25 protein-coding genes are annotated in these 26078 nt (G+C 64.9%); 7 read left to right on the top strand and 18 right to left on the bottom strand.

Features of this window, described 5'->3' with window-relative positions; genetic code table 11:
• Positions 1–119 precede the first annotated feature (119 nt).
• Complete coding sequence (locus BB934_RS14315) at positions 120–686, bottom strand: TetR/AcrR family transcriptional regulator (RefSeq protein WP_099510227.1); 567 nt, start codon at positions 684–686, stop codon at positions 120–122.
• A 329-nt stretch (positions 687–1015) separates the two neighbouring features.
• Here BB934_RS14315 and BB934_RS50915 point away from each other — a divergent pair, with 329 nt between their 5' ends.
• Positions 1016–1282 (top strand): helix-turn-helix domain-containing protein, encoded by a 267-nt coding sequence (locus BB934_RS50915; RefSeq protein ID WP_418294755.1) that lies wholly within the window; start codon positions 1016–1018, stop codon positions 1280–1282.
• 311 nt (positions 1283–1593) lie between these two features.
• Here BB934_RS50915 and BB934_RS47080 read toward each other — a convergent pair whose 3' ends face one another.
• From BB934_RS47080 to BB934_RS14305, 3 genes are all read right to left on the bottom strand, one after another.
• A complete protein-coding gene (locus tag BB934_RS47080) occupies positions 1594–1758 on the bottom strand; it encodes a hypothetical protein (RefSeq protein ID WP_157934173.1) in 165 nt (54 codons plus the stop codon).
• A gap of 69 nt (positions 1759–1827) precedes the next feature.
• Positions 1828–2325 (bottom strand): redoxin domain-containing protein, encoded by a 498-nt coding sequence (locus BB934_RS14310; RefSeq protein ID WP_157934172.1) that lies wholly within the window; start codon positions 2323–2325, stop codon positions 1828–1830.
• Positions 2326–2397: 72 nt separating this feature from the next.
• The gene (locus BB934_RS14305; RefSeq protein ID WP_099510225.1) at positions 2398–3300 is read right to left on the bottom strand and encodes an EamA family transporter; all 903 of its coding nucleotides are present in this window, start codon (positions 3298–3300) and stop codon (positions 2398–2400) included.
• 188 nt (positions 3301–3488) lie between these two features.
• Here BB934_RS14305 and BB934_RS14300 point away from each other — a divergent pair, with 188 nt between their 5' ends.
• From BB934_RS14300 to BB934_RS14290, 3 genes are all read left to right on the top strand, one after another.
• Positions 3489–4913, top strand: coding sequence for a D-alanyl-D-alanine carboxypeptidase family protein (locus BB934_RS14300; protein ID WP_099510224.1), 1425 nt, complete (start codon positions 3489–3491; stop codon positions 4911–4913).
• A gap of 132 nt (positions 4914–5045) precedes the next feature.
• Complete coding sequence (locus tag BB934_RS14295; RefSeq protein ID WP_099510223.1) at positions 5046–5951, top strand: DMT family transporter; 906 nt, start codon at positions 5046–5048, stop codon at positions 5949–5951.
• 4 nt (positions 5952–5955) lie between these two features.
• Positions 5956–7092 (top strand): CobW family GTP-binding protein, encoded by a 1137-nt coding sequence (locus BB934_RS14290; protein ID WP_099510222.1) that lies wholly within the window; start codon positions 5956–5958, stop codon positions 7090–7092.
• A 280-nt stretch (positions 7093–7372) separates the two neighbouring features.
• On the opposite strand, the gene BB934_RS14285 is transcribed toward BB934_RS14290, so the two are convergent.
• From BB934_RS14285 to BB934_RS14275, 3 genes are all read right to left on the bottom strand, one after another.
• Entirely contained in the window at positions 7373–8140 is a 768-nt protein-coding gene (locus tag BB934_RS14285) for an ABC transporter permease (protein ID WP_099510221.1), read from the bottom strand.
• 8 nt (positions 8141–8148) lie between these two features.
• The gene (locus BB934_RS14280) at positions 8149–8940 is read right to left on the bottom strand and encodes an ABC transporter ATP-binding protein (RefSeq protein ID WP_418294692.1); all 792 of its coding nucleotides are present in this window, start codon (positions 8938–8940) and stop codon (positions 8149–8151) included.
• A 157-nt stretch (positions 8941–9097) separates the two neighbouring features.
• Positions 9098–10135, bottom strand: coding sequence for an ABC transporter substrate-binding protein (locus BB934_RS14275; protein WP_237049973.1), 1038 nt, complete (start codon positions 10133–10135; stop codon positions 9098–9100).
• Between the two features lie 302 nt (positions 10136–10437).
• Here BB934_RS14275 and BB934_RS14270 point away from each other — a divergent pair, with 302 nt between their 5' ends.
• Positions 10438–11448 (top strand): TerC family protein, encoded by a 1011-nt coding sequence (locus BB934_RS14270; RefSeq protein ID WP_099510219.1) that lies wholly within the window; start codon positions 10438–10440, stop codon positions 11446–11448.
• A gap of 215 nt (positions 11449–11663) precedes the next feature.
• Here BB934_RS14270 and BB934_RS14265 read toward each other — a convergent pair whose 3' ends face one another.
• Positions 11664–12125: an Lrp/AsnC ligand binding domain-containing protein gene (locus BB934_RS14265; protein ID WP_099510218.1), complete on the bottom strand. Its 462-nt coding sequence runs from the start codon at positions 12123–12125 to the stop codon at positions 11664–11666.
• A gap of 114 nt (positions 12126–12239) precedes the next feature.
• Between BB934_RS14265 and putA the strand changes: the two genes are divergently transcribed.
• Positions 12240–15338, top strand: a complete 3099-nt coding sequence (gene putA / locus BB934_RS14260) for a bifunctional proline dehydrogenase/L-glutamate gamma-semialdehyde dehydrogenase PutA (RefSeq protein WP_099510217.1) — start codon at positions 12240–12242, stop codon at positions 15336–15338.
• A 108-nt stretch (positions 15339–15446) separates the two neighbouring features.
• On the opposite strand, the gene BB934_RS14255 is transcribed toward putA, so the two are convergent.
• The 8 genes from BB934_RS14255 to BB934_RS14220 all read right to left on the bottom strand — a co-directional run bounded on the left by BB934_RS14255 (position 15447) and on the right by BB934_RS14220 (position 24049).
• Positions 15447–16016, bottom strand: coding sequence for a 2'-5' RNA ligase family protein (locus tag BB934_RS14255; protein WP_099510216.1), 570 nt, complete (start codon positions 16014–16016; stop codon positions 15447–15449).
• Between the two features lie 58 nt (positions 16017–16074).
• Positions 16075–16476, bottom strand: coding sequence for a F0F1 ATP synthase subunit epsilon (locus BB934_RS14250; protein ID WP_099510215.1), 402 nt, complete (start codon positions 16474–16476; stop codon positions 16075–16077).
• Between the two features lie 114 nt (positions 16477–16590).
• Positions 16591–18033: a F0F1 ATP synthase subunit beta gene (gene atpD / locus BB934_RS14245; protein WP_099510214.1), complete on the bottom strand. Its 1443-nt coding sequence runs from the start codon at positions 18031–18033 to the stop codon at positions 16591–16593.
• A 22-nt stretch (positions 18034–18055) separates the two neighbouring features.
• Positions 18056–18928: a F0F1 ATP synthase subunit gamma gene (locus BB934_RS14240; RefSeq protein WP_099510213.1), complete on the bottom strand. Its 873-nt coding sequence runs from the start codon at positions 18926–18928 to the stop codon at positions 18056–18058.
• A 55-nt stretch (positions 18929–18983) separates the two neighbouring features.
• Positions 18984–20513 (bottom strand): F0F1 ATP synthase subunit alpha, encoded by a 1530-nt coding sequence (gene atpA / locus BB934_RS14235; protein WP_099510212.1) that lies wholly within the window; start codon positions 20511–20513, stop codon positions 18984–18986.
• Positions 20513–21085 carry a F0F1 ATP synthase subunit delta gene (locus tag BB934_RS14230; protein ID WP_099510211.1) on the bottom strand — a complete coding sequence of 191 codons (573 nt, stop codon included), beginning with the start codon at positions 21083–21085 and terminating at the stop codon, positions 20513–20515. Before BB934_RS14230 ends, atpA begins: the two co-directional genes overlap by 1 nt.
• A gap of 209 nt (positions 21086–21294) precedes the next feature.
• Complete coding sequence (locus BB934_RS14225) at positions 21295–21855, bottom strand: histidine phosphatase family protein (protein ID WP_099510210.1); 561 nt, start codon at positions 21853–21855, stop codon at positions 21295–21297.
• A 31-nt stretch (positions 21856–21886) separates the two neighbouring features.
• Positions 21887–24049, bottom strand: a complete 2163-nt coding sequence (locus BB934_RS14220; protein WP_099510209.1) for a primosomal protein N' — start codon at positions 24047–24049, stop codon at positions 21887–21889.
• Between the two features lie 55 nt (positions 24050–24104).
• On the opposite strand from BB934_RS14220, the gene BB934_RS14215 reads away from it, so the two are divergent.
• A complete protein-coding gene (locus BB934_RS14215; RefSeq protein ID WP_237049971.1) occupies positions 24105–25079 on the top strand; it encodes a tyrosine recombinase XerC in 975 nt (324 codons plus the stop codon).
• A gap of 28 nt (positions 25080–25107) precedes the next feature.
• On the opposite strand, the gene BB934_RS47075 is transcribed toward BB934_RS14215, so the two are convergent.
• On the bottom strand, positions 25108–25362 hold the full coding sequence (locus tag BB934_RS47075) for a hypothetical protein (protein ID WP_157934171.1): 255 nt from the start codon (positions 25360–25362) through the stop codon (positions 25108–25110).
• Between the two features lie 91 nt (positions 25363–25453).
• Positions 25454–26077 (bottom strand): thymidine kinase, encoded by a 624-nt coding sequence (locus tag BB934_RS14210; RefSeq protein WP_099510207.1) that lies wholly within the window; start codon positions 26075–26077, stop codon positions 25454–25456.
• Position 26078: the final 1 nt, after the last annotated feature.

Below are 26078 nucleotides of genomic sequence, written 5' to 3'. Positions count from 1 at the left end.
CTCGCAGGCCGGGTGCGCGCCTCGTCCACCTTGCCTGACGTGCCTAAGCCGGTCCAACAACCCGCGGCGGATGCTGTCTCCATCACGACAGATTCCCCCGGGTGTTGCGCCTAAGGGCTCTACTCAGCGATGCCCTGGCGTAAGAGGCGGTTGACTGCTTCGACGACCCGCTGGTGCTCCTCCTCCGAGAAGGGATTGAGGTCGTGCATTTCCAGGCTGTTCAGGCCCTCAATGGCCAGCCAACCCAACAGCGCCGCGTCGAGATCATCCGACGTGGCTTTCAGGTTCTCCAGGGTCGCCTTGATGACCTCGCGCACGGGATCGAGCAGGCGCGGGTTCTCGGCCGAAGCGGCCAGCATGCCACTGGCAACCTCCCTCGTCTTGCCCTTGCGCAGTTTGAGCAGCGCCGCCGTGCACAGACGTGCTTCCAGGTTCCGCCCGGGCTCGGCTTCGGCTCGGAGCGCCTCTCGCTCCGCCGAAACCTCGTCGACGAGGCGCTGGACCATGGCCTGAAGCAGCGCCTCCTTGGTGGAAAAGTTGTAGAGTAGCCCACCCTTGCTGAGACCTGACCGTTCGGCGACGGCATCCAGTGTCAGCCGTCCCGAACCGATCCCGCTCACAAGCTCCGCAGCCGCATCGAGAATCCTTTCGCGGGAACTCTTTCGGCCTTGACCACGTCCCAACATTCACCACTCTTGTCCGGGGATGATCGCTCTTATCCGGAACATGTGCGGGAATGGGCTCTCAATTTTCCAACGCATTGTGCACTGGGATAAACTCACGCTTTGCCTCTGCCACCTCGCCCATTAACACCAAGTCAGATGATTTTTGCGGTTAGGAGAGCTGCTTTTTGCGGGCCTCCATCGCGACTAAAATGGCGTAAAGTGAAACAATCGCGTTTAATTCCGACTTACAGATTGTGCCTGGAGCGGCAAAAAATTAGACTGTTTTGAAGACTTTGAGATTTTCCCGACATAGAAGCGTCTTTGTGATTTACGACCTTCCGCCAGGCCAAATGATTGATGGTGTCGCATGTCGGGGTGCGAGGGCTATGCTCGGTCTGTCGCAAAATGAGCTCTGTGAAATTGCAGGTTGCGCCCGGAAACTCCTGAACGATTTTGAGAATGATATCCGTATGCCGAGCGAAGATAAGCGTATAGAAATCAGACGCGCCCTTGAGGATGCTGGTGCAAGGTTCTTTTTTTCCGGGAACGGGATCGCGGTCGGAGTTCGGCCGGGTGCTGCCTCGGGTAAATCGCCACGGGCAAAGGCTTTTGCATAGGAACCAGATGGTCGGATCGCATTCAGGCGCAGTCGGCTCACGCTCTGTCACTGCTAGGGGCGCACTCGATATGTGAGTGAAAGTGAAGCTTCTACTGAATATTAGATTCATATTTTAACTATAAAATTAGCAATAAGCTTTCTTCAGTAATCAGATGTCTATAGTCGCTGCGTATAACGCATCTGCAATACTCTTAAATAAATGCTTGTAAACTCATTTCATATTGTATGATCTCACAATCGAGGTGACGCTGCCCACCGGAGCGATATTGAGATTGCATGTCATCACTTTCTTCTTAACCAAAGACAGACTCAGTTAATCCGCTTTCGGCGCAAATTTTCTGCAATTTCACACTTGTGGTTCGGATCGTGCGCAGCGACGGTCTTGCCGTTGATCTCGCGCATGAAGCCGGATTCTTCGCCGCCATGCTGCTCGTAGAGACCGATCAGGTGGCGGCAGAACTCGGGCTCGAACACATCCGGAATGACGAGGACCGGAGCCGGGATCTCGAAGCCGGCGAACTGGGCGACGGGCGGCAGTTCCCGTCAATAGGCCATCACCTTGTCGCGGTCGCTGCCGTCCTCCTCGAAGGGGAAGATGGCGCGAACGCGCAAGGTCGGGTTGAGCACCATCCAGAAGCGGCGGATCGGAACCGGGCCGCCGCCCGGCAGGACATTGCGCGGCAGAGCGCCGTAGAGACGCCCGACCGTACCGTCGAAATCCCAGAAATGGCGGATGCCCGGCACGATCTGCTTCGCACGCATCTCGGACTGGTCCGACGGATCGACGCTTACGCCGAAAAGAGCGAGCTTGTCGTCGTCGAAGAGGGAACGGTGCTCCTCCTGGAAGGACGCCAGGGTCGCGCGGCCGACCTCATCCGATCCCATGCCGTAGAAGCACAGGACGATGTAGCGCCCGGCGATCGTATCGAAGCTGAAATTCGGATTGCTGGTCGAATTCTGCTTGAACCAGGGAACCGGGTCGCCGACCTGGAGGACGCGGTAGGCGGGCTGGACATCGGCGGCGGTGCTGGCATCGGTCATGAAAACGGTTCCGTCGGGCATACGCTGAATATGTAACGTTGTTCGTTACCATGCGCGTGCCGCAGCGACAAGCTAACGTTGCGCCAGAAGCAGCAATGCAACGCCTCCGAGGATCAGCAACATCCCGGCCAGCTCGCGCCGGGTCGTCGCCTGCGCAAGAAACCGATGGGACACCGCCTGTGCCATCAGCACCTCGACCAGAGCCAGAGTGCGCACATTGGCCGCGGTCGTCAGGGCGAAGCCGATGAACCAGAACTGCGAGGCCAGCGCCCCGAGAAATCCGGCCCCCAGCGAGGGGCGCCAGGCTGCAAAGCTCGCCAATAGGGCTTTCCGGTCGAAGGCGCCGAGCCAGACCAGGAGGATCGCAGCCTGCAGGCCCAGGGCCCAGACGAGGGTCGTGGAGGCCCTCATCACCGAGGAGCCCTCGTCGAGGGACAGGATCGCCCCGCGGAACCCAATCGCCGCGACGGCAAAGAAGGCGCCGGAAGCGAGACCGAAAAGAACCGGTCTCGTGCCGGAGGCCGTCAGGCTCGTGCCCGGCTTCACGGACATGACCAGCACGCCCGAGGTCGCGACCGCGATCGCCAGCGCCATGGCTGGCGTCAGGTGGTCGCCCAGAAGCAGCAGCCCGAACAGCGCCACCTGCACCGGCTCGGTCTTGGTATAGGCCGTCACCACCGAGAAGGCGCGCTCGCGCATGGCCGAGAGCATCAGCGCGGTCGCCATGATCTGCGTGACGGCGCCGGTCAGGACATAGGCCAGGAAGGTCGCATTGGGAGCAGGAACTCGCTCGCCGGTGGCAAGGGCCATCCCGGCGAGAGCGAGCAGCGCGAAGGGAAAGCCGTAGAGGAACCGGACCTGGGTCGCGCCGACAGTGCCGATGGTTTCGGTCAGCCGACGCTGCGTGGCGTTGCGGCCCGTCTGCGCCGCCGCCGCGGCCAAGGTCACCGGGATCCAGATTAGGGATGTTGTCATGTCGATCTTCAAACCGCGCGGCTCTTGCCACTCTCTTGCCATGGATTTTGTTAAGAAGGGCGGTACAAACAAGCAAGAACCCGCCCAACCTAGCCAAGGCCAGGGTTTGGGACTAGAAATAGCCCAGCTGACAGGCCGGGCCTTCGAGATCTCTCCGCCCGTCGAACGAAGCCAAGGAGTCGTTCCGCATGAACGTTAGCCGAGCCCTCCGCGTGACAGCCTTTGCCCTTGCCGCCCTGACGGGCGGCTCGGCGCTGGCCGCCGGCGGCCCCGCTCTTGTCGTCGAACTCGAGTCCGGCCGCGTCCTGCATGCGGAGCGGGCGACCGACCCCTGGTTTCCGGCCTCGATCACCAAGCTGATGACGGCCTATGTCGCCCTCGACAAGGTGCGCTCGGGCCAGCTGTCGATGGAGTCTCTCCTGACGGTGACCGACAGCGCAGCGGCCCTGCCGCCCTCCAAGATGGGCTTCAAGCCTGGAACGGAGATCCGGCTCGACAACGCGCTCAAGATCATGATGGTCAAGTCGGCCAATGACGTGGCCGCGACCATCGCCGAGAATATCGGCGGCTCGATCGACGGCTTCGCGGAGCTGATGAACGCCCATGCCAGCCGCCTCGGCATGGTCAGCAGCCGCTTCGCCAACCCGCACGGCCTGCCCGACGACCGCAACCAGACCTCGGCCCGCGACATGGCCGTTCTCGCCCGCGCTCTGCTGCGGGAATTCCCCCAATACAGCGACCTGTTCGACATCGGCGCGGTGCAGTTCGGCCGCCGCATCATGCGCAACACCAACGGGCTCATCGGGCGCTATCCCGGCGCCGACGGAATGAAGACCGGCTTCATCTGCTCCTCCGGCTTCAATGTGGTGGCGAGCGCCACCCGCAATGGCCGCCACCTCATCACGGTGGTGCTCGGCGCGCCCTCCGCCAACGAGCGCACCATCAAGGCGGCGGAGCTGTTCGATCGCGGCTTCGGCAGCAAGGTGAACTTCACCAATCCGGAACTCGCGGCCCTGCCGGCCTCGGCCAATGCCACTCCTCCGGACATGCGCCCCGTCATCTGCGACCGGCGCGGACCGATGCCGCAGGAAGAGGATGCCCCGGCCGTTGCCGAAACCGACAGCAACATCCCGAACCTCTTCTCCTCCGAGGTCATGGCCTTTGCCGGCGCTTCCGCCGAAAAGCCCCTGCGCACCGTGCTCGGCCCCCGGGCAGCAGTTCAGCCGGAGCGCGTCTGGATCGGCCTGAACCCGCCCTCCGAGGCCGAGATCGCCGCCCAGGCGGCGGCCGAGGCTGCCGCCGAGCAGGCCCGCAAGGCCAAGACCAAGAAGGCGACCGCATCGAAGAAGGACAAGGCACCTGACAAGGACACCGAGGCGAAGGCCTCGGACGATGAAACGGCGGACGACAAGAAGCCTGCGAAGACCGCTGCCAAGACCAAGGACCAGCCCCGCGCCAGCGTCGCGGTCAAGCCGGTGACGGGCAGCGCCAAGCCTGCTGCCAAGCCTGCCTCGAAGCCTGCGGCGGAGACGAAATCCAAGGCGCCGGCCGACAAGCCCAAGCCTCCGCAGAAGGCCGATGCCTCGACCAAGCCGAAATCGGTCGCCAACTAAGCCTGCAAGTCGTCGTTTCTCCAAAACGCCCGGTCATCGACCGGGCGTTTTGCTTGAACCCGTTTTGCTTGAACCCTTGCAATTCACCTCCATCCGGGCGAACGGTTCGACCCCCACCACGCCGATCCCATCATGCCCCAAAGCACCCCCGCCAACGGTCTCCTCTTCGCCCTCGTCTCGGCCAGCCTCTACGGCATGAACATCGTCTATGCCCGCATGGCCTCCTTTGCGGGAGCCAGCGGCTCGGCCATCGTGGTCTACCGGGTCTTTCTGATGCTCGTGCTCGTCGGCATCGTCGTCGCCGTCACCCGAAGCTCCCTGAAGGCGGCACGGGACGAGCGCGGCACCCTCCTTCTGCTCGGGATCTCCACCACCTTCGTCAGCGTCTGCTATCTCTCGTCGGTCGCCTATATCCCGGTGACCGTGGCCGCCGTGGTCTTCTACACGTTTCCGATCCTGATCGTGCTGGCGAGCCCGTTCGTGGAAGGCACGAAGCTCACCCGTGCCCTGCTCGGCGTCGTGGCGCTTGCCTCTCTCGGCGTCGTCCTTGTAGTCGGGCCGGCTTTTGGCGATCTCGACTGGCGAGGCCTGGCGCTCGCCTTCGGCGCAAGCATCGCGACGGCGACCCAGTTCTTTGCCGCCGCGCGCTGCCGCAAGACCGGCGTGATGGCCAAGATCTTCTGGATCCACGTGCTCGTCCTGCCGACCGCCGCGCTGATCGGATGGGCGGCAGGGGAGCTCGCACCGCCCTCGGTTCTTCTCGCCGCACCCTTCGCCGTCGCCGTGACCATCGGCGGCTACGTCCTCGGCTTCCTGCTGCAGTTCCTGGCGCTCGGGCGCATCACGGCGGTCGCGGCCGGGATCGTCTACTGCACCGAGCCCGTGGTGGCCGCGATCTCGTCGGCCCTGATCCTGGAAGAAACCCTGTCTCCGCTGCAGATCGCAGGCGGAACCCTTGTGCTGGCGGCCATCGTGGCCAACGTTCTCTTGGAACAGCGTCGCCTGAAGGATGCACCCCTGGTGCCGATTGCGGATTGAACCCATGACTGCCATGACACCTCCCGCCCCCATCCCGCTCACCATTCTCACCGGCTTTCTGGGAGCGGGCAAAACCACCCTACTGAACCGGCTCCTGAAGGATCCCGCGCTGCAGGACACGGTGGTGATCGTCAACGAATTCGGCGAGATCGGCCTCGATCACCTGCTGATGGAAAAAGTCGACGAGGGCATGGTCCTGCTCTCGGCCGGCTGTCTGTGCTGCACGGTGCGCGGCGATCTGATCGCGACGCTCGAGGACTTGCTGCGCAAGCGCGACAACGACCGCATCCTGCCGTTCAGGCGCGTGATCATCGAGACCACCGGTCTCGCCGATCCGGCGCCGATCCTGCATGCGGTGCTCTACCATCCGTATCTGTCGATGCGTTACGCGGTCGAAGGCGTGGTGACGGTGATCGATGCGGTCAACGGCGCCGCCACGCTCGATGCACATCGCGAAGCAGTGAAGCAGGCGGCCGTCGCCGAGCGGATCGTCGTCGCCAAGACCGATCTCGTCGCGGACCAAGCAAGCCTTGCGCTCCTGCGCGAGAGATTGCACCGGCTCAACCCCGGTGCAGAGTTGCTGGAAGCGGATGCACCGGCTGACTCCATCATCGCGGGCGGTCTCTTCGGCCTCGACGGCAAGATCGCCGATGTCGCCGCATGGCTGAAGACCGAGGCCGTCGAGGAAGCGGAGCGCGAAAGCCACGCCCATCAGGACGGACACCATCATCACCATCACGGCCACGATCATCACCATCACGACGTGAACCGGCACGACGACAAGATCCGCGCCTTCTGCCTCACGAGCGAAACCCCGATCCGTCAGGGCACGCTCGACATGTTCCTGGATCTCCTGCGCTCGTCGCAGGGCGCGAAGCTCTTGCGCGTGAAGGGCCTCGTCGCCCTGGCGGAAGATCCGGAGCATCCGGTCGTGATCCACGGCGTCCAGCACGTGATCCACGTGCCCGCGGTGCTGGCACGCTGGCCGAGCGAGGATCGCCGCAGCCGCATCGTATTCATCGTCGACGATCTCGAGCGCGACATTGTGGAAAAGCTCTGGAACGCCTTCCTCGGCAAGCCCGCCATCGATCAGCCCGACGCGGCGGCGCTGTCGGATAACCCGCTGTCGCTGCGGCGGTAAGTGGGCCCTTCTTCCCTCCCCCTTGCGGGGAGGTATCGAGGGTGGGGGTCGGAAAGTAGAAATGCTGCACTGGGATGAGTACCAGCGATGCTCCCCCTACCACGTCATCACCGGCCTTGTGCCGGTGGTCTCGATTGGAAAAGCATAGCGCTTCATAGAGTCGGGATGGCCGAGACAAACCCGGCCATGACGGGATGCTCTCACCCGGTCGCACCCCCCCGCCCCCGCCCCTCCCCGCAAGGGGGAGGGGAAAAGGTAGCGCCTGCTATAACCCGATGCTCTAAGCCGCCATCTGCGAGCGCTGCGCCCATCCCGTCATGGAGCGCTCCACATAGGCCGTGATCGCGTACATGAAGACGCCGAGCACGGCGAGCACCACGAGGGCGGCCCAGACGAGCGGCACCTCGAAAGCCGCGGAGGCGCGGGTGAGGAGGTTGCCTATGCCCACGTTCGACGCGTTCTGCTCGCCGATGACGGAGCCCACATAGGCGAGCGTGATCGCCACTTTCAGCGAGCCGAAGAAATACGGCATCGCGCGCGGCACGCCGACCTTGAACACGATGTCGCGCTTCGAGGCGCCCAGCGCCCGCAGCACGTCCTCCATCTCCGGCTCGACGGTGGCGATGCCGGTCGCGACATTGACGACGATGGGGAAGAACGAGATCAGGAAGGCGGTCATCACCGGCGGCACCCAGCCGACGCCGAACCAGAACACGAGGATCGGCACCACGGCCACTTTCGGGATCGAGTTGAAGCCCACGAGCAGCGGATAGGTGCCGGCATTGATCAGCCGCGACGAGCCGAGCACCATGCCGAGCAAAAGGCCGAAACCGACCGCGAGGCCGAAGCCTGCCAGGGTCATCCAGAGCGTGAAGAATGCGTGGTAGGCGAGCTGGGTGCGGTATTCCCACACGGCGAGCATGATCGTGGAGGGCGCCGGCAGGATAAAGCTCGAGACGTTGAGCCCTCGGCAGATCGCTTCCCAGAGCAAGAAGAATCCGATGGTGAAGACCCAGGGTGCGAGGGCGAGCTGATTCTTGGTTTTCATCGGGTCTCTCAAGCCGCCTTGCGCGCCTGCGCGATGTGGCCGCGCAATTCATGGACGAGAGCCGAGAATTCCGGCGTGTAGGTGATCTCGAGATCGCGCGGCCGCGGGAACTCCACCTCCCGCTTCGCGACGATCCGGCCGGGACGCGCGCTCATGCAGAAGATGCGGTCCGACAGGAAGGCTGCTTCGCGCAGGTCATGGGTGACGAGGATGATCGTGACCTTCTGCGCGGCGTGCAGGTCGCGCATCACGCACCACAGTTCCTCGCGGGTGAAGCTGTCGAGCGCGCCGAAGGGCTCGTCGAGCATCAGGAGCTTGGGTTCGTGGATGAGCGCGCGGCAGAGCGAGGCGCGCTGCTGCATGCCGCCCGAGAGCTGCCAGGGAAACTTGTCGCCCTGCTCCTTCAGGCCCACTTGCGCCAGCAGGCTCTCGGCCTTGGCCACATACTCGGCCTTGTGCCGGCGCAGGCGGGAGCGGTGCGGCTCGACGATCTCGAGCGGCAGGAGGATGTTGTCGAGGGTGGTGCGCCAGGGCAGCATGGTCGGGTTCTGGAACGCCATTCCGGCGAGCTTGACGGGCGCTCCCACCTGCTTGCCGTCGACGATCACGGTGCCTTCGCGGGGAAACTGCAGGCCGGTGGCAAGCTTCATCAGGGTGGACTTGCCGCAGCCCGAGGGCCCGACGATGGCGGCGAACTCGCCCTCGTTCACCTTCAGGTTCAGGTTCCGGACGGCGGGCAGGCCATCCTCGGCCCGTGCATAGACATGGGTGACGTCGTGAATGTCGACGAAAGCAGACAACGGGCGCTCCGTAGTGTCATCCTCCCCTTGAGGGGGAGGATCGGCTCGAAGAGCCGAGGTGAGGTGGCAGCGCGACATTCTTCAATGTTGGCGCCTCTCACCCCACCCCGCTCGCGATGCTCGCGACCCTCCCCCTCAAGGGGAGGGTGAAGAACAATCAGTTCACCTTGCGCTGGTCGGCGGCAGGGAGGAACTGCTCCGTGAACACGGCGTCCACCTCGGGTTTCGCCTTGTAGGTGAAGGTCAGGCCGATCTGGTCGAGGGCCTTGGCAAAGCGGGTCTTGTCGATGCCGCCGAAACCGTTCTCCTTCACCCACGGCGTGATCATGTTCTGCTCCAGCACCATCTTGAGGCGCTCGAGCTCCACGTCCTTCTTGGCGACGTCATTGCGCTTGATCACCGAATCGACCGCGCTCGACGGGTCCTTCACCGTGTCCTGCACGCCCTTCATGATCGCGCGCAAAAGGCCCTTCACGGCCTCCGGCTTCTCCTGCGCGAATTTCTGCGAGACGATGATGGTGTTGCCGTAGAGATCGACGCCGTAATCGCTCATCAGCATCACGACGATGTCGTCCGCCGGTACGCCACGGGATTTCAGGTTGATGTAGGAGGACATGGAGAAGCCGAAGACCCCATCGACCTCTCCCTGCGCCAGCATCGGCTCGCGCACGGGGAAGCCCACGTTCTCGAATTTCATCGTCGAATCGTCGATCTTGTTCACGGCCTTGAAGATCGGCCATTGCGCATAGGCGCCGTCGGCGGCCGGGGCGCCGAACTTCTTGCCCTGCAGGCTCGATATCTCCTTGGAGATGCCCCGGCTCTTGCGGCCGATGAGCGCGAAGGGCGGACGGTCATAGATCACCATCACCGCCTTGATGTCCGTGCCCGGGTTCTCGTCACGGAAGCGCACGAGGGAGTTCACGTCGCCGAAGCCGACATCGTAGGTGCCGGACGCGACGCGCGAGATCGGCTCGCGGGAGCCCGCCGCCGGATCGATCGTCACGTCCAGTCCCTCGGCCTTGAAGTAGCCCTTGTCGATGGCGACAGCGAAGGGGGCTGCCGGCCCCTCCCAGCGCCAGTCGAGCGAAAACCGCACCGGGGTCTGGGCCTGGGCAGCGGCGGAGCCGAGGAATACGGCAGCACCTGCCAGCATCCCCGTGATCCACGTCGCCTTCGTCGAACGATGCGCAAACATAACCGTCACCTCTGATCTTTTATCGTCGCGGGTTTGGTGACGCTCATTTCGGCCACCTGCCCTGTTCTTGACCATGCAATCAGATAGGCGCCCGGGGTCAAGTCTCTTGCCCGGGCAACCCTGCCTCCAGAACCGGCAGATGACGTAAAATTGAGCAAGAATCCGCTGCGGGGGTTCCCTTGATCTTTGAAGGGAGGGTTCCCACGTTGGACCCATCGGCGCCCGGGCCCCTCTGGCAGGATGCAGCATGCGACTGTGATGTCGGAGCCGATGCTTGAACAGAAGCAAACAAAGGTCCGGTTATGCCAGAATTCCTGCTCATGGAATGGCTGGGTAAGCCCGTCTGGATGTGGACGGCTTTCCTCAGCCTTGTCGTTTTTCTCCTCGCCTTCGATCTCGGTGTCCTGAACAGAAAGGACAAAGAGCTCGGCGTGAAGGAGAGTCTCCTGTTATCCGCCTTCTACATCGGCATCGCGACGATCTTCGGCGCCTATATCTGGTGGTCGTTCGAGACCGGCCTCCTGGTGACCGAGGACGGTACCCATGCGGGCATCTCGTACTTCACGGGCTTCTTCATCGAGAAGTCCCTGTCGATCGACAACGTCTTCGTGATCTCGCTGATCTTCAGCTATTTCGCCATCCCGCGGAAATACCAGTACCGCGCCCTCGTCTGGGGCATCGTCGGCGTTATCATCCTGCGCGGCATCATGATCGCGGTGGGCGCTGCGCTGGTGCAGGAATACGCCTGGATGCTCTATCTCTTCGGCGCCTTCCTCATCGCGACCGGCATCAAGATGCTGCTCGTGCCCGAGAGCGAACCGAATATCGACAAGAACGCGATGGTCCGCTTCCTGCGCAAGCATATGCGGGTGACGAACAGCCTTCACGATCAGCGCTTCTTCGTGCGCGAGCCCGATGCGAAAACGGGCAGGATCGTCACCTGGGCGACGCCGCTTTTCCTCGCCCTCGTGGTGATCAACGTCGCTGATTTGATCTTCGCGGTCGACTCGGTGCCGGCGATCTTCGCCATCACCACGGACACCTTCGTGGTCTACACGGCGAACATCATGGCGATCCTCGGCCTGCGCGCGCTCTACTTCGCGCTCGCCGCCATGGTGCACCGGTTCCACTACCTGAAATACGCGCTCGCGCTGGTGCTCGCCTTCATCGGCGGCAAGATCTTCTGGAACCAGCTCGTGGGCAAGCTCGACCCCACCATCTCGCTCGGCGTGACCTTCGCACTGATCGCAGGCGGCGTCGTCTACTCGCTCTGGAAGACGAAGGACGAGGAAGAAGAGACGGTCGCCGGGTAAAAACACAGTGGGAGAGCCACGCCCTCCCGCTCTACTCGCCTCTCACTGTCATTCCGGGGCCGCGTAGCAGAGCCCGGAATCCATAAACACGACGTCTTCAGAAAGAATGCTGTCCCTTCGCTGGGACCTCTCCGGTAGCGTCAGCGGTTATGGATTCCGGGCGCGCCTGCGGCGCCCCGGAATGACACGGTGATGGGTCTATCTCATCGCTTGTCTCACACCGGCAGCATCCCGTCGCTCTTCACCTCCTCCATCACCGCATAGGTGCGTGTCTCCTTCACGCCCGGGAGCGCGAGGAGGATCTCGCCGAGGAAGCGGCGATAGGCGGCCATGTCGGCGACGCGGGTCTTGACCAGATAATCGAAGCCGCCTGCCACCATGTGGCATTCGAGAACCTCCGGCGCGCGCTTCACGGCGGCGGCGAATTTCTCGAACACGTCCGGCGTCGTCTTGTCGAGGGAGACCTCCACGAAGACCAGAAGCTCGAGGCCGAGCCGGTGCGGATCGAGCCTCGCCCCGTAGCCGGCGATCACCCCCTCCCGCTGCAGGCGCTTGACCCGCTCGCCGGTGGAGGTGGGCGACAGACCCACCTTTTCTGCCAGCTCCACAGTGGCGATGCGGCCATCGGCCTGGAGCGCCTTGAGGATCTTGCGATCGATCCGGTCCAAATCCGTCATTTTCACGGCCTTATGGCTTATTCACCGCTCTTCCTAAGGCAAAGCAGCTAATTTTGCCATCGAAGCACGGCCCGCTCCTTCCTATATTTCCGGAAACATCCAGAGGATTTTCCGATGCGCCCTGCCCCTAGCACCGCTCTGCCCTTCAACCCGCCCTATGCCGAGGACGACAAGGCCCTTGCGGCCCGGCTCCTCGCCGGCGCGCGGCTCTCGCCGGAGCGGGAAAAGCGCGTGGACGCGCAGGCCACCCGCCTGATCGAGGCGATCCGTGCCAAGGGCGGCGGACTCGGCGGCGTCGAGGAAATGCTGCGGGAATACGCGCTCTCCACCAAGGAAGGCCTCGCCCTCATGGTGCTGGCCGAAGCCCTGCTGCGGGTGCCGGATGCCGCCACCTCCGACCGCCTGATCGAGGACAAGCTCGGCCAGGCCGATTTCGCCGGCCATGAAGCCAAGTCCGACGCCTTCCTGGTCTCGGCCTCGGCCTGGGCCCTCGGCATCACGGCGCGCATCATCCAGCCCGGCGAAACGCCGGAGAGCATTCTGGGCCAGCTCACCAAGCGCCTCGGCCTTCCCGCCGTGCGCACGGCGACCCGCCAGGCCATGCGGGTGATGGGCAATCACTTCGTGCTCGGCCAGACCATCGAGGAGGCCCTGAAGCGCGCTGGCTCGTCCAAGGGCCGCGTCTATCGCTATTCCTTCGACATGCTCGGCGAAGGCGCCCGCACCGCCGAGGATGCGCGCCGCTATTTCGAGTCCTACGCCTCCGCCATCGACGCCATCGGCCGCTCCGCCGGCAACGAGCCGCTGCCGAATCGCCCCGGCATCTCGGTGAAGCTCTCGGCGCTGCATCCGCGCTACGAGGCCACGAGCCGCGAGCGGGTGATGCGCGAACTCGTGCCGCTGACGATCGCGCTGGCGCGACAGGCGAAATCCTACGACCTCAATTTCACAATCGATGCGGAGGAGGCCGACCGGCTCGAACTGTCGCTCGAGGTGATCGAGGCGGTGCTCGCCGATCCGTCGCTCGCCGACTGGAAAGGTTTCGGGCTTGCCATCCAATCCTATCAGAAGCGCGCCGGCTCTGTGATCGATGCCGTCGCCGCCATGGCGGAGCGCTATGACCGCCAGCTCATGGTGCGCCTCGTGAAGGGCGCCTATTGGGACACCGAGGTGAAGCGCGCCCAGGAGCGCGGCCTCGACGATTATCCGGTCTTCACCCGCAAGGCGATGACGGACCTGCATTACATGGCCTGCGCCGAGAAGATGCTGTCCCTGCGCCCGCGCATCTACCCGCAATTCGCCACGCACAACGCGCTCACCGTCGCTTCCATCATCGAGCGCGCGGGCGGCACGGAAGGCTACGAGTTCCAGCGCCTGCACGGCATGGGCGAGGCGCTCTATGCGCGGCTTCTGGAGGACAATCCGGGTCTCGCCTGCCGCGCCTATGCGCCGGTCGGCGGCCACCGCGATCTTCTGGCCTATCTCGTGCGCCGCCTTTTGGAAAACGGCGCCAACTCCTCCTTCGTCTCGGTGGCGGCGGATACCAACGTGCCGGTCGAGGCCCTGCTGAAGCGCCCGGCCGACATCATCGTGTCGGCCGACAAGGCACGTCATTCCAAGGTGCCGCTGCCGCGCGATCTCTATGGGCCTGAGCGCCCGAACTCGAAAGGCGTCGAGTTCGGCCACCAGGCCTCGCTCGAGGCGCTGCTGGCCGAAATCAAGAAGAGTGCGCAGCAAAGCTACAAGGCCGAGCCGCTGATTGACGGCAAGGCGGGCTCCGGCACGTCGCGCCCGCTCGTCAGCCCCATCGACAACAGCACCATCGCGGGTCAGGTGACGGAGGCTTCGCCCGAGGTCGCCGACCGTGCGATGACTGCGGCACAGGCCGGCTTCGCCAAGTGGAGCCGCACGGATGCAAACGCCCGCGCCAAGGCGCTGCAGCGGGCTGCCGACTTGCTGGAGGAGCGGCGCGGCGCCTTGCTTCACCTGCTGCAGGTCGAAGCCGGCAAGACCCTCGACGATGCACTCTCCGAGGTGCGCGAGGCGGTCGATTTCCTGCGCTACTACGCCGTTCAGGGCCGCAGCCTATTCGGCGCAGGTGAGGCCATGCCGGGGCCGACCGGCGAGAGCAACGTGCTGCGCCTGCGCGGACGCGGCGTGTTCGTCGCGATCTCACCCTGGAACTTCCCGCTCGCCATCTTCCTCGGGCAGGTCAGCGCGGCATTGATGGCCGGCAATGCGGTCGTCGCCAAGCCCGCCGAGCAGACGCCGCTGATCGCCGATCTTGCCGTGCGCATCCTGCACGAGGCCGGCGTGCCGAAGACGGCGCTTCACCTCGTGCCCGGCGATGGACGCGTGGGCGCGCGCCTCGTCGAGCACAAGGATGTGGCCGGCGTGGTCTTCACCGGCTCGACGGAGGTTGCGCGCATCATTAACCGCACGCTTGCCAACAAGGATGCCGCTATCGTCCCGCTGATCGCGGAGACCGGCGGCATCAACGCGATGATCGTCGATGCGACCGCTCTCCCTGAGCAGGTGGCCGACGACGTCGTGATGTCCGCCTTCCGCTCCGCCGGCCAGCGCTGCTCCGCCCTGCGCCTGCTCTGCGTACAGGACGATGTGGCCGACCGCATGATCGAGATGATTGCCGGCAATGCGCGCGAGCTGAAGATCGCCGATCCGCGTGAAATCTCGACCCAGATCGGTCCGGTGATCGACCGCGAGGCGAAGGACAAGCTCGACGCGCATATCGCGGCGATGACGCGCCAGGCGAAGGTGCATTATGCCGGCGAGGCGCCGGCCGATGGCACTTATGTGGCGCCGCATATCTTCGAGCTGAAGAAGCCGCATGATCTCGCGCAGGAGGTGTTCGGCCCGGTGCTGCACGTGGTGCGCTACAAGGCCGGTCGCCTGGGCGACGTGCTGCAGGCCATCGAGGGCACCGGCTACGGCCTGACGCTCGGCGTTCATTCGCGCATCGATGCCACGGTGGAGCGCGTGGTCGAGGCTCTCTCGGTCGGCAACGTCTACGTCAACCGCAACATGATCGGCGCGGTCGTCGGCGTGCAGCCCTTCGGCGGTCACGGACTTTCAGGCACCGGCCCCAAGGCCGGCGGCCCGCATTACCTCCTGCGCTTTGCCACCGAACAGACGGTGACGATCAACACGGCGGCCGCCGGCGGCAATGCGAACCTGATCGCGATGGGGGAATGAGGCAGCGGCAACTCCCTCTCCCGTGTGGGAGAGGGTTGGGGTGAGGGAAGGCCGTTACCGGACATGGTTCTGCAGATGTCGCCTTCGAAGGCGGAGAGGGATGGCGCCTTATTCTGGAATCGCCCGCCCTCGCCCCTGCCCCTCTCCCACACGGGAGAGGGGAGAAGACGCGCCTAGTGTAAAGGTCTGCACCTTCTCCCACGGTCCGCCGCGATACCACCACAGCTCGAGCCCGACAGCCTCAACCTGAAACGGCTCGAAGCCGTCGCCCAGCTCGTCCAGCAGCGCCCGCGCCGCCGCTGGATCGACCTTGTTCTGCACTGTCACATGCGGCCGATAATTCTGGCGGTCCTGAGGTTTGAGCCAGTCGTTCCATTGCCGCGCGAGCTTCCGACGCATCTCTGTCAGCTCGGTGGATTCGAGCGTATAGGCCACGCCGCGTCCGAGCGAGCGCAGTCCCGTCACGTCGAGGGTAAAAGATTGCCGACGTGAGGCGCAGGCCCCAATGTCATGCTCGATGGATGCGAGATGCTCGCCCGGCAGGGCGTGAAACAGCGTGAGATGAGCCGGAATGAAGTTCCGCTCGGGCGGAAAATAGCGCCGTCTCTGCGCGCCGAAGAAGGCGAAGGAGCGTTCGTCCAGTTCAAGCGTGAGGATGAGCGGCGCGGGCTTGTCCATGAAACGAAAAACCCGGCTCAGGGCCGGGTTGTTTCAGGTCGCGAGCTGTAAAAATGTTCTAGAAGTTCAGCGCCGCCTTGGCTTCGCGCAGCTGCGCGATGGCCGATTCCGCGGCATGCTTGGCCGCCGGTTCGTTGGTGGCGTCGTAATGCATCTCGGCGGTCAGGATCTCCTGGTCGAGGATGTCCTGGGTCAGCTCTTCCTCAGGGAGGGCGCGCTCGGCCAGCACCGTGAGGCCGTTCGGGTTCACGTCGGCGAAGCCGCCGCGCACGAGAACGCGGCGTCCGTTGCCGGGAGTGCTGGTGACGACGAGGAACCCGGTCTTGAGGGTGGTCATCACCGGCGAATGGCCGGCCAGAACCGTCATGTCGCCTTCGGTGGCCGGCAGGACGACCGCGTCGACCTCTCCGGAAAACAGCACACGCTCGGGAGAGACGAGTTCGAAAGTGAAGGTAGCCATCTGAGCTCCTCGTCATCCCATCCACTGGTGCGGCTGGGAATCGTTTGGGAGATACGCTTGGACAAGATCATCCCGGAGCGTGCAGGCACGGCTCCGGGATGTTGCTTAACGTGATTAAGCCGCTTCGGCCGCGAGACGCTGGGCCTTCTCGACCGCCTCGTCGATGCTGCCGACCATGTAGAAGGCAGCCTCAGGCAGGTGATCGTACTGGCCGTCCACGAGACCCTTGAAGCCCTTGATGGTGTCTTCGAGAGCGACGAGCTTGCCCGGCGAGCCGGTGAAGACTTCGGCCACGAAGAAGGGCTGCGACAGGAAACGCTCGATCTTGCGGGCGCGGGCCACGGTGAGCTTGTCCTCTTCGGAGAGCTCGTCCATGCCCAGGATCGCGATGATGTCCTGAAGCGACTTGTAGCGCTGCAGGATCTGCTGCACGGAGCGCGCCACGTTGTAATGCTCCTCGCCGAGGATCGCGGCGGAGAGCATGCGCGAGGTCGAGTCGAGCGGATCCACCGCCGGGTAGATGCCCTTCTCGGCGATCGAACGCGACAGCACGGTCGTGGCGTCGAGGTGGGCGAAGGAGGTGGCCGGAGCCGGATCGGTCAAGTCGTCGGCGGGCACGTAGATCGCCTGCACCGAGGTGATCGAGCCCTTGTTGGTGGTGGTGATGCGCTCCTGCAGCATGCCCATGTCGGTCGCGAGCGTCGGCTGATAGCCCACTGCCGAAGGAATACGGCCGAGAAGCGCCGACACTTCGGAGCCGGCCTGCGTGAAGCGGAAGATGTTGTCCACGAAGAACAGCACGTCCTGGCCCTGATCGCGGAAGTTTTCGGCGACGGTGAGGCCGGTGAGCGCGACGCGGGCGCGGGCACCCGGGGGTTCGTTCATCTGGCCGTAGACGAGCGCGCACTTGGAGCCTTCGCCGCCGCCATGCTTGTTCACGCCCGACTCGATCATCTCGTGATAGAGGTCGTTGCCCTCGCGGGTGCGCTCGCCGACGCCGGCGAACACGGAATAGCCGCCGTGGGCCTTCGCGACGTTGTTGATGAGCTCCATGATGAGCACGGTCTTTCCGACGCCCGCGCCGCCGAAGAGGCCGATCTTGCCGCCCTTGGCGTAGGGAGCGAGCAGGTCGACGACCTTGATGCCGGTGACGAGGATCTGGGCCTCGGTGGCCTGCTCGGCATAGGACGGAGCAGGCTGGTGGATGGCGCGGAAGCCTTCCGACGGGATGGGACCGGCTTCGTCCACCGGCTCGCCGATGACGTTCATGATGCGGCCGAGCGTTCCGGCGCCGACCGGCACCGAGATCGGAGCACCGGTGTCGGTGACCGGCTGGCCGCGCACGAGGCCCTCGGAGGTGTCCATGGCAATGCAGCGCACGGTGCTTTCGCCGAGCTGCTGGGCCACTTCGAGCACGAGGCGGTTGCCGCCGTTCGTGGTCTCGAGAGCGTTCAGGATCTCCGGCAGGTGACCCTCGAACTGCACGTCGACGACGGCGCCGATGACCTGGGTGATGCGTCCGGTCGCAATGCCGGGGGTAGTGGCAGTATTGGCCATAGGTGGCTCCTCTCGGATGTCGTCAGAGCGCCTCGGCGCCCGAGATGATTTCGATCAGTTCCTTGGTGATCATCGCCTGACGCGACCGGTTATAGGTCATCGTCTGCTTCTTGATCATTTCGCCCGCATTGCGGGTCGCATTGTCCATGGCGCTCATGCGGGCGCCCTGTTCGGAGGCAGCGTTCTCGAGCAGCGCCCGGAAGATCTGCATGGTCAGGCTCCGCGGCAGGAGCGTCGTCAGGATTTCGCCTTCATCGGGCTCGTACTCGTAGACCGCGTCGGGGGCGCCGGCGCTGGCCTCGATCTGGGCCGGGATGATCTGCTGCGCCGTCGGGATCTGGGCGATCACCGAGCGGAAGCGCGAGTAGAACAGCGTCGCCACGTCGAACTCGCCCGCCTCGAAACGGGCAAGGATCTTCTGAGCGATCATGTCGCCCTGCTCGAATCCGAGCTGGCGCACGGAACGCAGGTCGATGAGCTCGATGATCTGCTCGGCAAACTGGCGACGCAGGATGTCGTAGCCCTTCTTGCCGACGCAGATGATCTTGATGGTCTTGCCCTCGGCGAGCAGCCGGTTGGCATGGTCGCGGGCGAGACGCGAGATCGACGAGTTGAACGCGCCGCACAGGCCGCGCTCCGCGGTGCAGACGATCAGCAGGTGAACGCGGTCGGAACCGGTGCCGGCCAGAAGACGCGGCGTTTCGGGCCCGACGGTGATGCCGGAAGCGAGGTTGCCGAGCACCACGGCCATGCGTTCCGCATAGGGACGCGCGGCTTCCGCCGCGCTCTGCGCGCGGCGCAGCTTCGCGGCGGCCACCATCTGCATGGCCTTGGTGATCTTCTGCGTCGCCTTGACCGAGGCGATGCGGTTACGAAGGTCTTTTAAGCTCGGCATCGAGCGTCCCTACCCTCTCCGGAAATCCGGCTGGATCTAACGAGAACGGAAGTCCTTACGAGAAAGACTTGGCGTAGTTCTGGACGACGTCCTTGAGCTTCGCTTCCGAGTCGCTCGACAGGTCCTTCGAAGCGCGGATGGCATCGAGGAGATCGGCGTGCTTGCCGCGCAGCAGCGAGAGCAGACCGTCCTCGAACGAGCGCACCCGGTTGAGCGGAAGCGCATCGAGGTAGCCGTTCACGCCGGCATAGATCACGGCGACCTGCTCTTCCATCTTCAGCGGCGAGAATTGCGGCTGCTTCAGGAGCTCGGTCAGGCGCGAACCGCGGTTCAGCAGGCGCTGCGTGGTGGCGTCGAGGTCGGAGCCGAACTGCGCGAAGGCCGCCATCTCGCGGTACTGCGCCAGCTCGCCCTTGATCTTGCCCGCGACCTTCTTCATCGCCTTCGTCTGGGCCGAGGAGCCCACGCGCGACACCGACAGGCCGACGTTCACCGCCGGGCGGATGCCCTGGTAGAACAGGTCCGTCTCGAGGAAGATCTGGCCGTCGGTGATCGAGATCACGTTGGTCGGGATGTAGGCCGACACGTCGTTGGCCTGCGTCTCGATGACCGGCAGAGCGGTGAGCGAGCCCGCGCCGTTGTCCTCATTGAGCTTCGCGGCGCGCTCGAGCAGGCGGGAGTGCAGGTAGAACACGTCGCCCGGATAGGCCTCGCGGCCCGGAGGACGGCGGAGCAGGAGCGACATCTGACGGTAGGCGACGGCCTGCTTGGACAGATCGTCATAGGTGATCACGGCATGCATGCCGTTGTCGCGGAAGAACTCGCCCATGGCGCAGCCGGAGAAGGGCGCCAGGAACTGCATCGGCGCCGGATCGGACGCGGTGGCCGCGACGATGATGGAATATTCCAGCGCGCCGTTCTCTTCGAGAACCTTCACGAACTGGGCCACCGTGGAGCGCTTCTGGCCGATGGCGACATAGACGCAATAGAGCTTCTGGCTCTCGTCGTCGCCCTGGTTCAGCGGCTTCTGGTTGAGGATCGTGTCGAGGGCGATCGCGGTCTTGCCGGTCTGGCGGTCGCCGATGATCAGCTCGCGCTGGCCGCGGCCGACCGGGATGAGGGCGTCGATGGACTTGAGGCCCGTCGCCATCGGCTCGTGCACCGACTTGCGCGGAATGATGCCGGGAGCCTTCACGTCGACGCGGCGGCGCTCGGTGGCCACGATCGGGCCCTTGCCGTCGATGGGATTGCCGAGCGCGTCGACGACGCGGCCGAGCAGGCCCTTGCCAACCGGCACGTCCACGATGGCGCCCGTGCGCTTCACGGTCTGGCCTTCCGCGATCTCGCGGTCGGAGCCGAACACCACGACGCCGACGTTGTCGGTCTCGAGGTTGAGGGCCATGCCGCGCACGCCGCTCTCGAATTCGACCATCTCGCCGGCCTGGACCTTGTCGAGGCCGTAGCACCGGGCAATGCCGTCACCGACGGACAGGACCTGCCCGACTTCGGTGACTTCAGCTTCGGTACCGAAGTTCTTGATCTGCTCTTTGAGGATCGCGGAGATCTCAGCGGCTCGAATGTCCATCAGCGGACCTCTTTCATCGCTAGACGAATGGAATTGAGTTTGGTGCGCACCGAGGCATCCACCATGCGGGAACCCATCTTCACGATGAGGCCGCCGATGAGGCTCGGGTCGATTTTGACGTCGACAGCGACGTCAGCCTTGGCGACGTCGCGCAGCGCCGCCTTGATCTCGTTCAATACTGTGTCGGACGGCGCTTCCGCCAGGGTGACCTGCGCCTGGACGATGCCCTTGGCATCGGACACCAGGTTCCGGAAGGCGCGGATCATGTCGGGCAGCACGAAGAGCCGGCGCTTGGACGCGACGAGGCGGATGAAGTTGCCCGCAAGGCCCGAAATGCCGACCTTGTCGAGAATCGCTCCGACCGCGTTCGACTGCTCTTCAGCCGAAAAAATGGGGTTCTGGATCAGGCGCCGCAGGTCTTCGCTGCCGCGGATCAGTTCGTCGAAGCGGTCGAGGTCGCCGGCAACGGCATCCACGGCATTCGCTTCCCGAGCGACTTCGAACAGCGCCGAAGCATAGCGCAATGCTACGCCCGACAGGAGGGGTCCTTCTTGCGAACCGCTTTGCGCCACGTAACCATCTCTCTCGTGTCTTAACGGGCCTCGACCGGGACAGCCTGCAATGGAGGCTCTCGGGAGACCCGTCAGGTGTGGAAATGAGCCCGAGGCGGAAGCCGTCTCCACCCGTCGGGCGAGGGTGCACTAGCATGGGTTTTTCGCAGGCGCAAGGCGAGCCGGGCCCTGTCTGGCCTGGAAAAACCGGGTGCGCGTTTATGGTAAAGCTAGAGTTCGAGGGCCGCGACTTCGCAGTTGGCCAGGAACCGGCCGGTCAGCTTGCTGAAGAAGGTACCGTGGCCCACCACGGCGATCAGCTTTTCCGGCCGCTCGGCCAGCCAGCCCCGGAACCGCTCGACCCTGTCCTCGAACACGTGGGCCGGCTCGACGATGAAGCCCCTCTCGTTCGCCTGGCCCTCGTTGTGCCACCAGACCTCCTCGAGATGCCCGAAGGACAGGTGGGGGAACTCCTGCGACAGATGGGAGACGGCCCGACCGACGTCGCAGCTGCTCTCCAGGTGCTCCCGGTGGAGGCATTCCACCAGGATCGCCGGAGAGGCCGGGTGATTGCCGAACAGGCCCATGGTGGTCTGGATCGCCCGGGTCAGGGGCGAGGTCACGACGAGTTCGTAAGGATTCGAACGCAGCTCCGGCGCGCGCTCGGCCACCTGGCGCTGGCCGAGCTCCGTCAGAGGCGCATCGAAATGCAGCGGATCTTCGCCGGTTTCGGCGAAATGGGCGTTGAAGGTCGATTGACCGTGGCGGATGCAGTGGACGATCTTGGTCATGGTGCCTGTCTTGATGCGGGATCCTGCTTAATCACAAGAAGCTTTGCGGGTCCACATCGATGGAGACGCGGGTGTTGCCGCGGATCTTCGGGCAGCGGGCCATCCAGCCCCGCAGGTAGGCCTGAAGGTCCACCTCCCGCTCGGTCTTGACCAAGAGCCGGAAGCGGTAGCGGCCCCGGATCAAGGCGAGCGGCGCCTCGGCCGGGCCGAGCACCGTGACGCCGGGCGAGGGCTCCGCCACGAGCGCCATGCCTCGGGCATGGGCCTCCGCCACCTCGCGCTCGACCGCCGAGACGATCAGGGAGGCAAGGCGCCCGAAGGGCGGCAGGCCCGCCATTTCGCGGACGCGGGTCTCCTCCTCGTAGAAGCGCTCGGCATCGCCGGAGACGAGGGCCGCGATGACCGGATGGTCCGGCTGCCAAGTCTGGACCAGGGCCCGCCCCGGCTTCTCGCCGCGCCCGGCGCGGCCGGTCACCTGCTGCAGCATCTGGAAGGTGCGCTCGGCCGCCCGCGGATCGCCCGAGGTGAGGCCGATATCCGCATCGAGCACCCCCACCAGGGTCATGAGCGGGAAATTGTGCCCTTTGGCCACGAGCTGGGTGCCGATGACGATGTCGAACTCGCCTGCCGCAATGGCGGCGAGCTCCGCCCGCAGCCGCTCCGTTCCGCCGGGAAAATCACTCGAGAGCACGATGCAGCTCTTGTCCGGGAACAGCTCGGCCGCTTCTTCCGCGATGCGCTCCACGCCGGGACCGCAGGGCACCAGCGAATCGATGCTGCCGCATTCGACACAAGCATGGGGCGTGCGCTCCACATGCCCGCAATGATGGCAGACCAGGGAGCGGCGGAAGCGGTGCTCCACCAGCCAGGACGAGCAGTTCGGGCATTCGTAGCGATGGGCGCAGGCCCGGCAGAGGGTCAGGGGTGCATAGCCGCGCCGGTTGAGGAAGAGCAGCGCCTGTTCGCCGTTTGCGACCGTCTGCTCCACGGCGGAGACGAGAGTCGGCGAGAGCCAGCGTCCCTTGGGGATCTGCTCCTTGCGCAGGTCCACCGCCCGGATCTGCGGCATCGAGCGGCCGCCGAATCGCTCCGGCAGCTTCACCTGCCGGTAGCGCCCGCGCTCCACATTGACCCGGCTCTCGATGGAGGGCGTGGCCGAGGCCAGGACCACCGGGGCATTCTCGATCTTGCCGCGCACCACCGCCATGTCGCGGGCGTGGTAATGCACCCCGTCATCCTGCTTGTAGGCGGTCTCGTGCTCCTCATCGACGATGATCAGGCCGAGATCCGCGTAAGGCAGGAACAGGGCCGAGCGGGCGCCGGCCACCACCTTCACCTCGCCGGATGCGATCGCCGTATAGAGCCGCTCGCGCCTGCGGCCCGTGACGCCGGAATGCCAGGTGGCGGGCTTGACCCCGAAGCGGGCGGCGAATCGGTCGAGGAACTGGGCGGTGAGCGCGATCTCGGGCATGAGGATCAGGGCCTGCCGGCCGGAGCGCAGGACTTGAGCCACCGCCTCGAAATAAACCTCCGTCTTGCCGGACCCGGTGACGCCTTCGAGCAGGATCACCGGCGGATGCGGCTCGTCCATGGCAGCGACGATCTCATCCGCGGCCGCCTGCTGGCCGTCCGAGAGCGCGGTGTGGCCGAAGGCGGGGTCGGGCAACTCGGCGACGGGCTCGGCCAAGAGGGCGACCGTCTCCAGGGCTCCTTCGTCGATGAGCCCGTTCACGACCCCGGCGCTGACCCCGGCTGCATGCGCCAGCTCGCTCTTGAGCCGCACGACACCGTCCTGAGCGATGTCGATCACCTTCTGCCGGGCGGGCGTCATGCGCTTCGGCAAGGCGCCGGCGAGCTTCACGCCGACCCGGGCGACCTCCTGCCGGTCGGGGTCCGGGATCTTGAGCCCCATGGCGAGGGCCGAGCCCTTGGGCGCCAGGGTGTACCAGGCGATCCAGTCCAGGAACTTGCGCATCGTCGCCGGAAGGTTCGGCGCCTCGATGACCCCCGTCACCTTCTTGAGGTTGCCCCCCTGGCCTTCGCGCATGCTCCAGACGACGCCCGCCACCTCGCGGTTGGCGAGCGGCACCTGCACCACATCGCCCTCCTCGAGGGGCAAGCCGTCCGGCACGGCGTAGGAATAGGCCGTGTCCAGCGCCAGCGGGATGAGGACATCGGCGATGCGGCTTGTCATTCGAAAGGGGTTAACCTGTGACTGTTAGGGTTCTGCCCTTGCATAAATGGGACTCATGTCAAGCACCGCCACGCAAAATGCCCTCGATCTCGTCCTGCCCGGCGCGGACGACACGCGCCGGGAGGCGATGGCGTGGCTTGCCTCGCTCGCCAAGGAGCGGCGGCTCTCGGCCAAGACGGTCGAGGCCTATGCGCGCGACTTGCGGCAGTTCCTGACGTTCCTGACGAACCATCTCGGCGAGAAGCCGAGCGTGAAAGGCATCCTCGGCCTGAAGCCCATGGACATCCGTGCCTTCCTCGCGGCGCGGCGTATGGGCTCGGTCGGCAGCCGCTCGCTCATGCGCCAGCTCGCGGCTTTGCGTTCCTTTGCGCGCCATCTCGAACGGGAGGGGCACGGCACCGCTTCGGCCTTCGCGGCGATTCGCTCGCCGAAGGTGGAGAAGAACCTGCCGCGCCCCCTCTCCGCCTCGTCGGCCGTTGCAGTCACGGATGCGGAGACGCGGGCGTCGGAGAACCGCAAGCCCTGGATCCTGGCGCGGGATGCGGCCGTGCTGTCGCTGCTCTACGGTGCGGGCCTGCGCATTTCCGAAGCGCTCGGCCTGCAGCGGCGGGACGCGCCGGTCAACGGGATCAACTCGATCACGGTGACGGGCAAGGGCGGCAAGATGCGCAGCGTGCCGGTGATCCCACCGATCCAGCGCGCGGTGGGGGAATACCTCGCGCTCTGCCCCTACGCGATCCCGCCGGAGGGAGCGCTCTTCGTCGGTGCGCGCGGCGGACCGCTTTCGCCGCGCATCATCCAGCTCGCCGTCGAGGAGCTGCGCGGCGCCTTGGGGCTTCCCGACAGCGCCACGCCGCACGCCCTGCGCCATTCCTTCGCCACCCATCTCCTCGCCAAGGGCGGCGATCTGCGCGGCATCCAGGAATTGCTGGGCCACGCCTCACTCTCGACGACGCAGCTCTACACGAAGGTCGACGCAGCGCGATTGATGGACGCTTTCAACGCGGCGCATCCGCGGGCGCGCCGCTGAGTCGGGATTCCTGCGAACCCGGTACGGTTCAAATCAGGGGATCGTGCCCGGGCGCCCTGCCACGCCTGCTGGCCGGTGGGTCCATGAAGGGGACAGGAGTGGGTGGGGTGGGAACCAAGGGACGGGTCGAGCCCATGTTAGGCGAAGGCTGACCGCCACCCGGCAGGGTGCAGCCACCGGCGCCACGAATCCAATCGATCAGCGGACCGATGATCGGAATTGCACTGGCGCCTCCCGCAGCAAGGCTCAACTCCCGATCCGTCAGAACGTGCAGCTTTGTCATGACACATCCCCGATAAGCAACTATGTTGCGATTTCGACGGTACGCGGAGTCATGCTCAGCTGACAAGAGGAATCTTTTCGTGCCTCCGGCACTACTCCGCCGCTAGGGGCTGGGCGAGAAGATGCCGGGCGGCCGGGCCGATATCGCCTGCCGTCCAATGGGGCCGGCAGACGGAGACGTAGCGGCCCTCGCCACCGATCTCGACCACCTCGCCGGAGCGGACGGCCTCGCCGTTGCGGTCGTATTTGAGGATCATCGTCGCCTTGCGGCCGCAATGGCAGAGCTGCTTGATCTCCTGGAAGTCGTCGGCAAGGGCCATCATGGCGACGATCGAGTCGCTGAACAGCGTGCCGTAGACGTTGTTCTTCAAGCCATAGGCCATGACGGGGATTTTCAGCTCGTCGACGATCCAGGCGAGCTGCCTCACCTGGTCCGCCGTCATGAACTGGACCTCGTCGATGAGCACCGCCGTCACCGGGCGCTTCGCATGCTCGGCCGCCACGATGGCGCCGATGGCGTCGTCCTTCCTCAACGGCGTTGCATCGGCCTCGAGACCGAGGCGCGACCTGACCTTGCCGATTCCGAAGCGGTCGTCGATCAGGCTCGTGAACAGCAGCACGTGGCCGCCGTTCTCGATGTAGTTGTAGCGAACCTGCAGGAGATGGGTGGTCTTGCCTGCATTCATCACCGAATAGAGGAAGTGGAGCTTGGCCATC

The sequence above is a fragment of the Microvirga ossetica genome (assembly GCF_002741015.1).
GTDB lineage: Bacteria > Pseudomonadota > Alphaproteobacteria > Rhizobiales > Beijerinckiaceae > Microvirga > Microvirga ossetica.
This window is presented reverse-complemented; position numbering and strand designations above follow the sequence as displayed.